The 14,571-nt window shown below is 58.3% G+C and carries 9 protein-coding genes and 1 tRNA gene; 8 read left to right on the top strand and 2 right to left on the bottom strand.

Going from position 1 to position 14,571, the window contains the following annotated elements; genetic code table 11:
- Positions 1-90 precede the first annotated feature (90 nt).
- The 3 genes from gltB (at position 91) to pyk (ending at position 7,769) form a co-directional block, all read left to right on the top strand.
- Positions 91-4,710 (top strand): glutamate synthase large subunit, encoded by a 4,620-nt coding sequence (gene gltB, locus FJV47_RS01415; protein WP_159609357.1) that lies wholly within the window; start codon positions 91-93, stop codon positions 4,708-4,710.
- Positions 4,703-6,172: a glutamate synthase subunit beta gene (locus FJV47_RS01410; protein WP_159609356.1), complete on the top strand. Its 1,470-nt coding sequence runs from the start codon at positions 4,703-4,705 to the stop codon at positions 6,170-6,172. The genes gltB and FJV47_RS01410 overlap by 8 nt, the downstream gene beginning before the upstream one ends.
- Positions 6,173-6,257: 85 nt before the next feature.
- Positions 6,258-7,769, top strand: coding sequence for a pyruvate kinase (gene pyk, locus FJV47_RS01405; protein WP_159609355.1), 1,512 nt, complete (start codon positions 6,258-6,260; stop codon positions 7,767-7,769).
- A 182-nt stretch (positions 7,770-7,951) separates the two neighbouring features.
- Here the strand turns inward: pyk and FJV47_RS01400 are convergent.
- Positions 7,952-8,036 (bottom strand) — tRNA-Leu (locus tag FJV47_RS01400).
- A 189-nt stretch (positions 8,037-8,225) separates the two neighbouring features.
- Here FJV47_RS01400 and FJV47_RS01395 point away from each other — a divergent pair.
- The 4 genes from FJV47_RS01395 (at position 8,226) to FJV47_RS01380 (ending at position 11,261) form a co-directional block, all read left to right on the top strand.
- Positions 8,226-8,843 (top strand): ANTAR domain-containing response regulator, encoded by a 618-nt coding sequence (locus tag FJV47_RS01395; RefSeq protein ID WP_159609354.1) that lies wholly within the window; start codon positions 8,226-8,228, stop codon positions 8,841-8,843.
- 305 nt (positions 8,844-9,148) lie between these two features.
- On the top strand, positions 9,149-10,381 hold the full coding sequence (locus FJV47_RS01390) for an inorganic phosphate transporter (protein WP_159609353.1): 1,233 nt from the start codon (positions 9,149-9,151) through the stop codon (positions 10,379-10,381).
- The gene (locus FJV47_RS01385; RefSeq protein WP_159609352.1) at positions 10,378-10,626 is read left to right on the top strand and encodes a hypothetical protein; all 249 of its coding nucleotides are present in this window, start codon (positions 10,378-10,380) and stop codon (positions 10,624-10,626) included. Before FJV47_RS01390 ends, FJV47_RS01385 begins: the two co-directional genes overlap by 4 nt.
- Positions 10,627-10,715: 89 nt before the next feature.
- A complete protein-coding gene (locus FJV47_RS01380) occupies positions 10,716-11,261 on the top strand; it encodes a dihydrofolate reductase family protein (RefSeq protein ID WP_159609351.1) in 546 nt (181 codons plus the stop codon).
- Here FJV47_RS01380 and FJV47_RS01375 read toward each other — a convergent pair whose 3' ends face one another.
- Positions 11,262-11,744 carry a hotdog fold thioesterase gene (locus FJV47_RS01375; RefSeq protein ID WP_159609350.1) on the bottom strand — a complete coding sequence of 161 codons (483 nt, stop codon included), beginning with the start codon at positions 11,742-11,744 and terminating at the stop codon, positions 11,262-11,264.
- 85 nt (positions 11,745-11,829) lie between these two features.
- Between FJV47_RS01375 and polA the strand changes: the two genes are divergently transcribed.
- Positions 11,830-14,442 carry a DNA polymerase I gene (gene polA / locus FJV47_RS01370; protein WP_235026322.1) on the top strand — a complete coding sequence of 871 codons (2,613 nt, stop codon included), beginning with the start codon at positions 11,830-11,832 and terminating at the stop codon, positions 14,440-14,442.
- Positions 14,443-14,571 lie beyond the last annotated feature (129 nt).

Below are 14,571 nucleotides of genomic sequence, written 5' to 3'. Positions count from 1 at the left end.
CAAGGCGGCCGGTCGCCCTTTTAAGGAATAATCCTCACGAGCAAAGGGTTCGGCGCGCCCGTCCTGCATGAACCACAGAAAGGCACGCTCATGAGCATGACCGGAGTCCCACTGAACGCCTCGCCAGGCTCCGGCGAGGCAGTCCTCTCGCCATATACACGCTTCTCAGCACTGCCTAGCGCCCAGGGCCTCTATGATCCTGCTGGCGAAAAAGATGCCTGCGGTCTGGCCATGATCGCCTCGCTGAAGAATGTTTCTAGCCACGAGATCGTCGGGCACGCACTCACTGCGCTACGCCGTCTAGAACACCGCGGCGCCATCGGCGCTGACGAAGGCACCGGTGACGGTGCAGGAATCCTGTTGCATATGCCAGACGCTTTCCTGCGTAGCGCAACCAATTTCCCGTTGCCTGCTGCCGGCGCATATGCCGTGGGTATGGGCTTTTTGCCCGCTGAAACCAAAGAGCGCGAGTTCGCTCAAGCTGAACTTGAGGCCCTAGCGCTAGAAGAGAACCTTTCGGTGCTCGGCTGGCGTGAAGTTCCAGTTGACGCGTCGGTGCTCGGTGCCTCGGCCCGCAAGGTCATGCCGTACATTACCCAGTTCTTCGTTTCCGGTCCTGCCGGTGCCCCGGCCTTGAGTAGCCGCGAACTGGACGCCGCGGCATGGCGTATTCGCCGACGCGCACACAATAAAATGGGCATCTACTTTGCGTCCTTCTCCGCGCAGTCCATCGTATACAAGGGCATGGTCTCGACCGCGCAGCTCGAACCGTTTTACCCAGATCTCTCGGACACCGGCTTCGCCAGCCGTTGCGCGATCGTGCACTCCCGCTTCTCCACAAACACTTTCCCTTCGTGGCCACTGGCCCAGCCATTCCGCACCATCGCGCACAACGGCGAGATTAACACGGTCAAGGGTAACCGCAACTGGATGCGCGCACGCCAGTCCACATTGGACTCCACGCTGCTCGGTGAGGTCCCGGAAGAGTTGTTCCCGATCTGCACCCCAGGTGCTTCGGACTCCGCCTCCTTCGATGAGGTCGCCGAAATGCTAATGCTTTCGGGGCGCAACGTCACCGAAGCGATCATGATGATGATCCCGCAGCCGTGGGAAAACGACACCCAGATGGACGCCGATCTGCGCGCCTTCTACCAGTACCACTCGATGCTGATCGAGCCATGGGACGGTCCGGCAGCAGTGTGCTTCACCGATGGCCAGATGGCTGGCGCGGTGCTGGACCGTAATGGTCTGCGCCCAGCTCGCTGGTGGGTCACCGACGACGACCTGGTAGTACTGGCCAGTGAGGTCGGCGTGATCGACGTGGCAGAAGAGCACATAGTCTCCAAGGGACGTGTGGCACCGGGCAAGATGTTCGCCGTTGACTTAAATGCCGGACGCATCGTGGAAGACTCCGAAATCAAGGCCGAGGTCGCTTCGGCTAAGCCATGGCGCGAATGGGTTTCGCAGAACATGAAGACCCTCGAGGACTTCCCAGATCTGGAACACGTACGCCACAACTCGGCCTCCGTGCTGCTGCGCCAGCTCACCTTCGGATACACCACCGAAGAGTTGCGCATCTTGCTTGCGCCGATGGCCACCACCGGCGCCGAGCCGCTGGCCGCCATGGGAACCGATACGCCGATCGCCGCCCTGGCCGATCGCCAGCGCCTGCTCTTCGACTACTTCACCCAGTCCTTCGCACAGGTCACCAACCCGCCACTGGATGCCATCCGTGAAGAATTGGTCACCTCGATGCGCACCACCATCGGACCAGATGGCAACTTGTTGAGCCTGGAGAAGGTTCCGCAGTCGCAGATCGCCCTGGACTACCCGGTGTTGACCAACGACCAGTTGGCTAAGATCGTGAACCTGCGCGACGATGCTGGTTCCAAGCTCTCGCTGAAGGTTCGCGGTTTGTACCGTCCGGCCGGTGGCGAATCAGAACTGCGTGCACGCCTGCAGGAAATCTGCGAGAAGGTTTCAGCCGCGGTGAACCGTGGAGTGCGTTACATTGTGCTCTCCGATCGCGATTCTTCGGCCGCTTGGGCTCCGATCCCTTCGTTGCTGCTGACCAGCGCGGTCCACCACCACCTGCTCAAGAGCTCAAACCGTACCCGCGCCTCGCTGATCATCGAATCCGGCGACGCCCGCGAAGTGCACCACATTGCGGTACTCATTGGTTACGGCGCTGCCGCGATCAACCCCTACCTTGCTTTGGAATCCGTGGAGCAGATGGCTGAAGAGGGCCAGCTGCCGGGCGTCGACGGCGCCACCGCTAGCACTAACCTGCGTAAGGCGCTGGGCAAGGGCGTACTGAAGATCATGTCCAAAATGGGCATCTCCACGGTCTCCAGCTACTGCGGTGCACAGACCTTCGAAGCTGTAGGCCTATCTCAGCGCGTGGTCGATCAGTACTTCACCGGTACCACCACTAAACTCTCGGGCATCGAACTGGATGTGGTGGCCGCCGAGGCTGCCGAACGTCACGCTCGTGCCTACCCAGAGATCGACGGCAGTTCCCAGGGCAATGAACTGGAAACCGGTGGCGAATACCAGTGGCGTCGCTCCGGCCCGCCGCACCTATTTGACCCGCAGACCGTCTTCCGCCTGCAGCACTCCACTCGTACCCGTCGCTACGACGTGTTCAAGGAGTACACCAAGGCAGTGGACGATCAGGCCGCAGAGCTCAAGACGCTACGTGGATTGCTCAAGTTCAAGACCGAGGGTATTACCCCGATCGACATTGATGAGGTGGAGCCGGTCTCCGAAATCGTCAAGCGTTTTGCTACCGGTGCGATGAGCTACGGTTCGATTTCCGCCGAGGCTCACGAGACCCTGGCGATCGCAATGAACCGGCTGGGTGGCAAGTCCAACACCGGTGAGGGCGGCGAGGATCCTGAGCGTCTACTCGATCCCGAGCGTCGTAGCGCAGTTAAGCAAATCGCTTCGGGCCGCTTCGGCGTGACCAGCTTGTACCTGTCCAACGCCGATGACATCCAGATCAAAATGGCTCAGGGCGCAAAGCCAGGCGAGGGTGGCCAGCTGATGAGCCAGAAGCTCTACCCATGGGTGGCCAAGACTCGTCACTCCACCCCGGGTGTTGGCCTGATTTCCCCGCCTCCACACCACGATATCTACTCCATCGAGGACCTGGCTCAGCTGATTCACGACGCGAAGTGCTCCAACCCGAGCGCGCGCGTGCACGTGAAGCTGGTCTCCGAGTCCGGGATCGGTACCGTGGCTGCCGGCGTGGCTAAGGCCAAGGCCGACGTGGTACTGATTTCCGGTCACGATGGTGGTACCGGCGCGTCGCCAATGAACTCGCTCAAGCACGCTGGCACTCCATGGGAGCTCGGCCTAGCTGAGGCACAGCAGACGCTGATCCTTAATGGTTTGCGTGACCGTGTCACCGTGCAGGTCGATGGCCAGCTCAAGACCGGCCGTGACGTGCTGATCGGCGCCCTGCTTGGTGCCGAGGAATTCGGTTTTGCCACCGCCCCACTGGTGGTTTCGGGCTGCATCATGATGCGCGTATGCCACCTAGACACCTGCCCAGTGGGCGTCGCGACGCAGAACCCTGTGTTGCGTGAGCGCTTCAGCGGCAAGGCCGAATTTGTGGTGAACTTCTTCGAGTTCATTGCTCAAGAGGTGCGCGAACTGCTCGCTTCGCTGGGGGCTCGTACCTTGGATGAAGTGATCGGCCGCGTTGAATTGCTAGAAACAGATGCCGAGCAAATTGGTGCACACCGTAAGGTGACTGGGTTGGCCCTTCAGGCCATCACCCACGAGCCAGCGGTAGAAGTTGCTGCGCGTCGTCGCCGTATTTTCCAAGATCACGGGCTGGATGCACACCTTGACCAGCGTCTGTTGGCTGCTGCCGCGCCTGCGTTGGCTGATCGTATCCCGGTCACCATCGACGCAGACATCGTGAACACCGACCGCTCGGTGGGCACCTTGTTGGGTCACCATGTCACCAAGACCTTCGCACTGGAGACCTTGGATGAGAACACCATCACGGTAAACCTTGCAGGCCGTGCCGGTCAGTCGCTCGGTGCGTTCCTGCCCGCGGGCATTACGCTCAGCCTTGATGGCGACGCGAACGACTACGTCGGTAAGGGCCTATCGGGCGGCAAGATCGTCATCCACCCACCAAAAACCACTACCTCGAACCCTGAGCAGCAGGTAATCGCCGGTAACGTTGTGGGCTACGGTGCCACCAGCGGTTCGATGTTCATCAACGGTATGGTGGGCGAGCGCTTCGCGGTGCGTAACTCCGGGGCAAGCATCGTCACCGAAGGCATTGGCGAACATGGTTGCGAGTACATGACCGGTGGTGAAGTTCTGATTCTGGGCGAAACCGGGCGTAACTTCGGCGCCGGCTTCTCCGGTGGTGTCGCCTGGGTCGTGGACTTTGATACGGACAAGATCAACCCATTGGCCGCCAGCCAGGGCGATCTGTTGATCAACCCCGTCTCCGATGCCGAGGCACAGCGCATTCACGAACTGCTCACCGAGCACATCGCACAAACTGCTTCGCCACTGGCGCAGCGCCTCGTGCTGAACTGGGAAGAAACCCGCACCCGCATCACCAGCATCACCCCGCGCGACTTCGCAGCGGTGCAGCAGGTGCGTAGTGAAGCGGAAGCTAACGGGCAGAACCCTGATTCGCCACAGGTATGGAACAAGATTTTGGAGGTGACCCGTGGCTGATCCACGCGGATTCCTGAAGGTGACCGAGCGCGTCACCCAACCCAAGCGCCCGGTACCGGTGCGATTGATGGACTACAAAGAGGTCGTCGAACGCCAGAAAGACGGGACCCTGCAGCAGCAGGCCTCGCGTTGTATGGACTGCGGTATTCCGTTCTGCCATCAGGGCTGCCCGCTGGGTAACCTGATTCCGGAGTTCAACGACCTGACCTACCGTGGCCAGAAGGATGAAGCAGCAGCCCGACTGCTGTCCACGAATAACTTCCCGGAGCTTACCGGAAAGCTGTGCCCGGCCCCTTGTGAGTCCTCATGTGTGCTGGGAATCAACCAGCCTGCCGTGACCATCAAGCAGGTCGAAGCCGAACTGGCCGGACATCTGATGGACCAGGGCGACTTTGTCCCTGCTCCGCCAGCACGTCACACCGAACACCGCGTGGCCATTGTTGGCTCCGGTCCCGCCGGGTTGGCTGCCGCACAGCAGCTGACTCGGGCCGGTCATACGGTGGCCGTGTACGAGCGCGACGAAGCCATCGGCGGTCTGTTGCGCTTTGGCATTCCTGACTTCAAATTGGAAAAGCAGGTCATCGATCTGCGTCTGGCTCAGATGCGTGAGGAAGGCACGATCTTCCGCACCGGCATCGAAATTGGTAAAGACATCACCTGGGAACAGCTACGCCGCGACTATGACGCGGTGATCGTTGCTACCGGTGCTACCGTTCCACGCGAACTACCAATCCCAGGTAATCAGTTGGAAGGCGTACACCACGCCATGGAATTCCTCACCGATAACAACCGCGTTGTTGCCGGTACTTCCAGCGAACGCACCATCGATGCTAAGGGCAAGCACGTTGTGGTCCTTGGCGGCGGTGACACCGGTTCGGACTGCATCGGTACCGCTCTGCGCCAGGGTGCTGCCAGTGTCACGACCCTGGCGATCGGCAAGCAGCCGGGCACTGAGCGTAGCGAGATTCACCCGTGGCCGATGATGCCTGTGCTCTTTGAGGTGCAATCTTCGCACGAAGAAGGCGGGGAACGTACCTACCTTGCTTCTACTGTGAACTTTGTCAATGGTGAGGGAACTGAGCAGAATAAGGTGATCGGTGTTACAGTTGCAGAGACAGAATTTGTTGCTGGCAAGCGCCTCCCGAAGCCTGGAACCGAACGCGTAATCAAAGCGGATCTGGTTTTGCTCGCCCTCGGGTTCACTGGACCGGAAGCTTCCGGCCTGGACGAACAGGTCAGTATCGAATTCGACAACCGGGGCAACGTCGCCCGAGATGGCTACTACATGACGAATACCGAATCGGTGTTCGTCGCCGGAGATGCCGGTCGGGGGCAGTCGCTGATCGTGTGGGCTATCGCTGAAGGTCGCGCTTGCGCCGCCTCGGTCGATAAGTTCCTCATGGGCACGACGATTCTTCCAGCACCGGTCGCTCCAACCGATAGAGCCATCAGCATCATTTGAGTGACGTAGGCTTAAATGCGGCGCATCCCGAAGTGGATGGGCCGCATTTTGCCTGCGTGGACAAGAAAGGCATTTGGCTGACGGAATGAGACGCGCAAAGATTGTAGCGACCTGGGGACCAGCCCTAGCAAGCTACGAAAACACTGTAGCGGTACTAAATGCGGGCGTAGACGTCGCACGCCTGAACATGAGCCATGGAGACCACTCCATGCACGCACAATCGTTGGCGAATGTGCGCAACGCAGCGGCAGAGATCGGCCGCGCGGTCGGCATCTTTGCTGACCTGCAGGGCCCCAAGATTCGTCTGGGCCGCTTCAAGGACAACGCAAAGTACATCCTTGAGGTCGGCGAAGAATTCACCATCACCATCGACGACGTAGAGGGCACCCGAAACCTGTGCTCGACCACGTTCAAGGGACTGCCAGAAGACGTAAAGCCGGGGGACTTCCTGCTGATCAACGACGGCAAAGTGAAGCTCAAGGCAGTATCTGTAGATGCCACCTCGGTGCGTTCCGAGGTTGTCGTCGGCGGCGAAGTCTCCAACAACAAGGGCATTAACCTACCTGGTGTTGCGGTGAATGTTCCTGCGTTGAGCGAGAAGGATGAGGACGATCTGCGCTGGGCGCTGCGCGCCGGCATCGACATGGTTGCACTCTCCTTCGTGCGCAACGCAGAAGACATCTCCCGCGTTCACGAGATCATGGACGAAGAAGGTCGACGTGTTCCAGTGATCGCGAAGATCGAGAAGCCACAGGCAGTGGCAGCTCTGGAAGAAATCATCGACGCGTTTGATTCCATCATGGTTGCCCGTGGTGACTTGGGCGTAGAGCTGCCGTTGGAAGAAGTTCCAGTGGTGCAGAAGCGCGCCGTTGAGCTGGCACGTCGCTGGGCTAAGCCCGTGATTGTCGCTACTCAGGTGCTTGAGTCGATGATTGAGTCGCCAACTCCTACCCGTGCAGAAGCCTCCGACTGCGCCAACGCCGTGCTCGACGGTGCCGACGCAGTCATGCTTTCGGGGGAGACCTCGGTGGGTGCTTACCCAGTTGAAACCGTGGAAACCATGTCCCGCATCATCTCTTCCACCGAAGAGCATGGTTTGGAACGCATCCCACGCTTGGGCTCCAAGCCTAAGACCACCGGTGGCGCTATCACTCGTGCAGCAGTAGAAATCGCCGATCAGGTCGACGCAAAGTACATCGTTGCGTTCACCCAGTCCGGTGACTCGGCTCGTCGCCTCTCACGCTTGCGACCAAAGAAGCCAGTTTTGGCTTTCACCCCGTTGCAGCAGACCTACAACATCATGACGTTGATGTGGGGAGTTCAGGCACGTTTGGTTGCCTACGCAGACCACACGGACAAGATGACCGCTCAGGTAGATGAGGCATTGTTGACTGAAGGCCTGGCCGATGTCAACGACACCGTCTGCATCGCGGCCGGTTCGCCTCCAGGACAGGCCGGCTCGACCAACTCCATTCGAGTGCACAAGGTTGGCGATCTGGCCGACGCAGGTCAGCTGGTTGACGGTAAGCCAATGCCGGCTCGCGAAAAGGTTGGGCCTTGGGCACCGGAGAATGTTTCAACTCCTGAGTCCCTCTAGCATCTCGCTTTTACGCTGATGCCTTAAAGTTCCGTTTTCGTTCATCTACAGGTGGACGGAAACGGAACTTTTTGTCTATGGACCTCGAAAACAAGTTTTGTGCACTCAGTCACATCTGCGTTGATTTTGGGTAGAAAAAAACCGCTGATCCGGAGGATTACTCCGAACCAGCGGTTCAAATTTGGTGCCCAAGGTGGGACTCGAACCCACACATCTTTCGATACCGCATTTTGAGTGCGGCGCGTCTACCGATTCCGCCACTTGGGCTGGCACTTTGACTACTTTACTAGAGGTTTTCCAGATTTCCTAATCGGGATCCTCGCGTCATCGCGTGAACTACAGTACATGCAAGTAGGCTTATATGTGAAACCGAGGCAACGTAGCTTCGCTGACGGAAACCATCTATCTGCCCTCCACCGCTTGGGCAGGATTTTTTGATCATGGAGGAAGGCGCAAATGAGCGAACTACCCGAAGTCACCCGTATTCCATCCGAGGTGCAAACCACCCCGCGCCGTGTGGTCGTCGCCGAAGATGAAACCCTCATCCGTCTGGACATCGTCGAAATCCTGAGATCTGAGGGTTATGATGTCGTCGCCGAAGCGGACAATGGACAGGCCGCGCTGGAGAAAGCTCGCGAACTGAAGCCCGACCTGGTGCTCATGGATGTGAAGATGCCTGTTATGGATGGCATCACTGCCGCCGAAGCGATCGTCAAAGAACGCATCGCCCCGGTTGTTCTGCTCACCGCGTTCAGCCAGAAAGAATTAGTAGAGCGTGCCCGTGAAGCAGGAGCCATGGCTTACGTGGTTAAGCCATTCACCCCGGCTGACCTCACTCCTGCCATTGAAATCGCGATCTCGCGCAATGACGAACTGCGTGCCTTGGAAGAGGAAGTAAGCAACCTCGCAGAGCAGTTTGAGACCCGTAAGCTTGTGGACCGCGCTAAGAGCTTGCTCATCACCAAGATGGGTCTGACCGAGCCAGAAGCGTTCCGCTGGATCCAAAAGACCTCGATGGATCGTCGTCTGAGCATGCGCCAGGTCGCCGAAACCGTCGTTGATCAGGTCAAGTAACTCGATTTCGATCGTTGGTAGAAACAATGATGTGCACCAAAACGCCGTGTGTGTTTTGGTGCACATTTTTATGCTGCGGGCTCCCATAGCCACCGCAATAGCTCAATAATGCTTACTGAGCACGGTGAATAGTTTGAAAATTCATTGGCCGTTGGTTGACTTTCTAGATTGACGAACCGCTCAGTACGCCTAAGATTGAAACTGCGCTGAGAACCAAGACCCGCATGCCAAAAAATTTTGCGGGGGAGTTTGGTTGATGCCCGTACACTTTCCCCTTGCCGTTCGACCTCTCAGGCTGGTACTAAATGGATTTGACGCTGATCGTCGTCCTAGTCATTGCCTTGGCGTTGTTTTTTGACTTCACCAACGGATTCCATGACACGGCCAATGCGATGGCCACCCCGATCGCAACCGGTGCAATTACCCCTAAAAAGGCAGTTGCCCTCGCCGCAATTTTGAACCTGGTCGGAGCGTTCCTCTCCACCGAGGTCGCGAAGACCATTTCTGGCGGCATCATTAATGAAGACCCCTCCACCGGCGTCGCCATCGGCCCAGCAATGATTTTTGCCGGCCTGATGGGCGCAGTGATCTGGAACTTGCTGACCTGGCTACTGGGCCTGCCCTCGAGCTCCTCACATGCTTTGTTCGGCGGTCTAGTCGGCGCAGCCATTATTGGTGCCGGCGTAGCCTCGGTGAACTACTCCGTGCTGCTTTCCAAGGTATTGTTGCCGGCGATCTGCGCGCCGGTGATTGCGGGTGTCTCAGCGTATCTGTGCACCAAGTTGGCCTACGCCATCACCAAGCGCCAAAACGGTGCTTCGCCTAAGCGCGGAGGTTTCCGCTATGGCCAGATCTTCTCATCTTCCCTGGTCGCACTCTCGCACGGTACCAACGATGCGCAGAAGACCATGGGTATCATCACCCTGACCTTGGTGGCCTCCGGCCTGCAGGATTCGGGTTCGCCAGTTCACCTCTGGGTGGTTGCTGCCTGTGCGCTGGCCATTGCTCTAGGTACCTACACCGGTGGCTGGCGCATCATCCAGACCATGGGTTCCGGTCTAACTGATGTGAAGCCTGCGCAGGGCTTCGCCGCTGAAGTTTCTACTGCCTCGGCCATCTTGGCTTCATCCCACCTCGGCTTCGCCCTCTCGACTACCCAAGTCGCTTCTGGCTCCGTGATCGGCTCCGGTATGGGACGTAAGGGTGGCGAAGTGCGCTGGGGGACTGCTGGACGAATCGCCCTAGGGTGGCTCTTTACCCTCCCTGCAGCTGCGATCGTCGGCGGCATCGCAGCCTGGATCGTCCACTTTGGTACTCCCGGGTTGATCATCGTCACGGTTCTTGGTGTGGGCGCGATGCTAACCATCTGGTTCGCCTCGCGTAAGCAACCACATGGGGCCGAGACGACGATGTCCGACATTGATAATTCCGGTGCGGCCGTCAACATTTTGACTAAGAAGCAACGACGGGCAAAGGCTAAGGCAGACGCTACACAGGCCAAGCTGGCCGCCGCAAACAAGGAAGCTGATAACTCATGATCGACTGGGTCGCCTTTGGAATCGTCGCGATCGTCACCTGGATTTCAGCCATGTTGATCGTCGCCGCCTACGCTTTTGGTGTTCGACTCTTGGCGGTAGCTAAGGATGAGGGTAAGAACACGAGCCTGAGCAAGACTGGCGCGTACGCCTGCTTCACGGTTGCCGGACTGATTGTGGCCTTCGGAGTGGTGCTTATCGTTCCGCAGCTCAGCGAAGCGGTGCTCGGCTTCTCCTCAAGTCACTAAGGACGCGCAGGGAATCACGCTTCGCCGGAGTCAACTGGGAAGCGAGAACTTAATATTGCCTTCCACGGAGGCACCCCTAGACTGGAGCCATGACTAGCTTCAAGTACTATGTGGGTGCCTCCGTTGATGGTTTTATCGCCGATGGCAGCTCCGATACTCACTGGTTCGCCACCTTCGCCAAGCAACCGGGGGTTAAAGCGCATTTCGAGAAGTTCTTCGACTCCATCGGCGCGGTCGTGATCGGCGGCAAAACCTATGCAGATATCGCCCGAGAGGTCTCCGAAGGCACGATGCCCTGGATGTTCGGGGACCGGCCGGTGTGGGTGTTTACCCATCATGAGCTACCGACTCTGCCGGGTATCGATCTAACGTTTATCCGCGGAGAAATCGGATTCTGGAGTCAAGACATCGCCCGTAGTGCTAGTGCTGGCGACGTGTGGATTGCCGGCGGAGCCGATCTGGCCGGAGGGTTCATCCAAGCGAACGCGCTTGATGAGCTCCTAGTGGTGAGAGTCCCGGTGGTACTTGGGACAGGGACGAGTATTTTTGGGCGCTCGGTGCGTGTTGAGCTCTCGGCGATGAGCGTTCAAGACCTCGGCGATGACACGGTGGTCACGCGGTACTCCGTAGGATAGTTACTCGATGGGCAACAGCATGTTGGTAATGCGCGCTGTTGCTACCCGTTGACCGTCCTCATTACTGATTACGATCTCATGGCAGGTGCTACGGCGACCCAAATGCACTGGGGTGCACACCGCTGTCACTATCCCCGTTCGCCCTGCCTTGTGGTGGGTGATATTCAAGTCAACTCCCACAGGTTGCGAGGTTGGCGCCCCATGTAGCGCGGCGGCCATGGACCCAAGTGTTTCGGCTAAAGCCGCTGAGGCTCCACCATGCAAGATCCCGTAGACCTGGGTGTTTCCCGCCACAGGCATGGTGGCGCTCAATTGATCGCGAGTGAATTCGGTAAAGACAATCCCCAGCTTCTCGGTGAGTTCACCAACACCATTGGTGCGCAAAAAGGGCCACATAGATTCGGGAATGCCACATTCGGTCAGCTGCCGTTCGAACGGGTGTGCCGAAGATTGCGTGGGTCCAGTAGTGAAATTGTCGTTCATGGCAACTAGGCTTTCAGGTGTGAGCGAAACTACCAAGCCGACACCTGCGTCGGACAAGAGACTGCTGATTATTGACGGACATTCGATGGCGTTCCGCGCGTTTTATGCGCTGCCAGCGGAGAACTTCGCGACGAGTACGGGACAGCACACCAACGCGGTGCATGGGTTCGTGTCGATGTTGCTGACGATGATCCGTCAGCAGAAGCCTACCCACGTAGCTGTGGCCTTCGACCTGGACACTCCGACCTTCCGCTCCTTGGAGTACACGGAGTACAAGGGCGGTCGAAATAAGACGCCTGAAGAGTTCTACGGGCAGATCGACCTCATCCAAGAGGTCATGAAGGCGATGAACATCCCCGCTATTACGCTGGAGAGCTTTGAGGCCGACGACATCCTAGCCACCCTGGCAACCATGGGCGAAGACGCTGGCTTTGACGTGCTGGTGGTATCCGGAGACCGTGACGCCTTCCAGCTGATCACCGACAAGACCCTAGTTTTGTACCCGAAAAAGGGTATTAGCGATATTCCGCCGATGGATGCGGCCGCGGTGGAGGCAAAATACTTTGTGCCACCATCACGGTATTCAGACCTTGCTGCTTTGGTCGGCGAAACAGCGGACAATCTTCCTGGCGTACCGGGAGTTGGCCCGAAGACCGCCGCGAAATGGATCAACCTCTACGGAGATCTGGCCGGCGTACTGGCAAATATCGACTCGATCAAGGGCAAGGTTGGCGAATCCCTGCGCGAACACGTTGATAACGTCACACGTAACCGTCGCTTGAACCAGCTCAAGCACGATCTTGAACTTCCGGTCAGCCTAGAACAGATGGAACTTGTCGCGCCCAACCGCGAAGAGATCGAGAACCTGTTCGACGCACTGGAATTTAATACCTTGCGCAAACGCCTCTTTGACCTCTTCGCCGCGCAAGAGGAAGAAGTTGCCCCAGAGGTGGCCGCCTTCACTCGCGTGGCGACCGATAATGCGCAAGCACTACGCGAATTTATCGATGCCGGTGAATCCGCGCCGATCGCCATCCAGCCTGCGGTCGTGGGCAATGAAGCGGTGGGCCTTGCACTGTTCCGAGGCGCTCAGGCGGTATGGCTTGATTTAGCCGAACTGGATGAGGCCACCGACAAGGAGTTGGCGGCGTTCCTCGCGGACCAAGACGCGCCGAAGCTTTTCCACGATGCCAAAGCGGTAATGCACCTGCTGATCGAACGTGGACTGCGCATCGCAGGTATCAAAGACGACACGTTGATCAGCGCCTATCTGATCCAGCCGGATCGGCGCAGCCATGATCTGGTGGACGTGGTGCAATACCACCTGAAATATGCGGTGCCAGTTCACGAGGCGAAGAAGGGCGAACTGGATCTGGGCCTGACTTCAGATCTGGCCGAACCAACCCTTGCTCAGGCTCAAGCCATCCACGACCTTTCAGCATTCTTGGCCACCAAACTGGCGGAGAAACACGCCGATCAGCTGGCTGCTGAAATGGAGCTGCCGCTGATTCCAGTGCTTTTCGAAATGGAACGTGCCGGTGTCGCGGTCGACGTCGCCCGACTTAATGAACTGCGCGGCCACTTCACCAGCCAGGTGGATCAGGCCACCAACGACGCCTTTGCCGCGATTGGCCATGAGGTCAATCTATCGAGCCCCAAGCAACTGCAGGTGGTGCTCTTTGAGGAACTTGATCTGCCACGGACCAAGAAAATCAAGACCGGTTTCACCACCGATGCAGAATCATTACAGGACCTGCTGGTCAAGACCGGCCACCCCTTCCTGGTTGCACTGATGGCGTACCGCGATGCGATCAAACTGCGTCAGACCGTCGACGGACTGCTCAAAGCCACGCACAGTGACGGACGAATCCACACCACCTACGCGCAGACCGTTGCTGCCACCGGACGACTTTCCAGCCTGAACCCGAACCTGCAGAATATCCCTGTGCGTTCGGAAGAAGGTCGACGTATTCGCGACGTCTTCATGGTGGGCGAGGGCTATGAAAGCCTGCTGACCGTCGACTACTCGCAGATTGAAATGCGCATCATGGCGCACCTTTCCGAAGATGCCGGACTGATCGAGGCCTATCAAAACGGTGAAGACCTGCACCGGTACGTTGGTTCGCGCGTGTTCAACGTTGAACCATCCGAAGTCAGTTCCGAGATGCGTTCCAAGGTGAAGGCGATGAGCTACGGTCTAGCCTACGGCCTGAGCAGCTTCGGCCTGTCAAAGCAGCTGAAGATCGGCGTGGACGAAGCCCGCAAGCTCATGAAGGACTACTTCGACCGCTTTGGTGCCGTGCGAACCTATCTGCGCTCGGTCGTCGACCAAGCCCGCAAGGACGGATACACCGAAACCATCTTTGGTCGCCGTCGCTATTTGCCGGAGCTGAACAGCTCAGATCGACGTCTTCGCGACATTGCTGAGCGCGCCGCGCTGAATGCCCCCATCCAGGGTTCGGCAGCTGACCTAGTGAAGGTGGCCATGCTGAAGATCGACGAAGGCCTGCGTGCAGGGCAGTACAAGTCACGGATGCTGTTGCAAGTGCATGACGAACTCATCGTTGAAGTGGCATCAGGCGAGCTGGACGCTGTTCAGGAGTTGATGACGCGAGAGATGGGTCAGGCAGCTGACCTTTTGGTTCCGCTGGATGTTCAGCCAGGCATCGGCCGTACTTGGCACGAGGCTGCACACTAAAATGCTGACGATTATGGGCAGGCGCACGATGGTGCGCCTGCCCTTGTTGTCTTCTTGAACGGTTAATTGCGGCAACTTCCGACGGTGCCTGGACTGTGTAGGTCTTGCTGAAGCGGACCTTGCCGTAGA

Source organism: Glutamicibacter sp. JC586 (assembly GCF_009805585.1).
Lineage (GTDB): Bacteria > Actinomycetota > Actinomycetes > Actinomycetales > Micrococcaceae > Glutamicibacter.
This window is presented reverse-complemented; position numbering and strand designations above follow the sequence as displayed.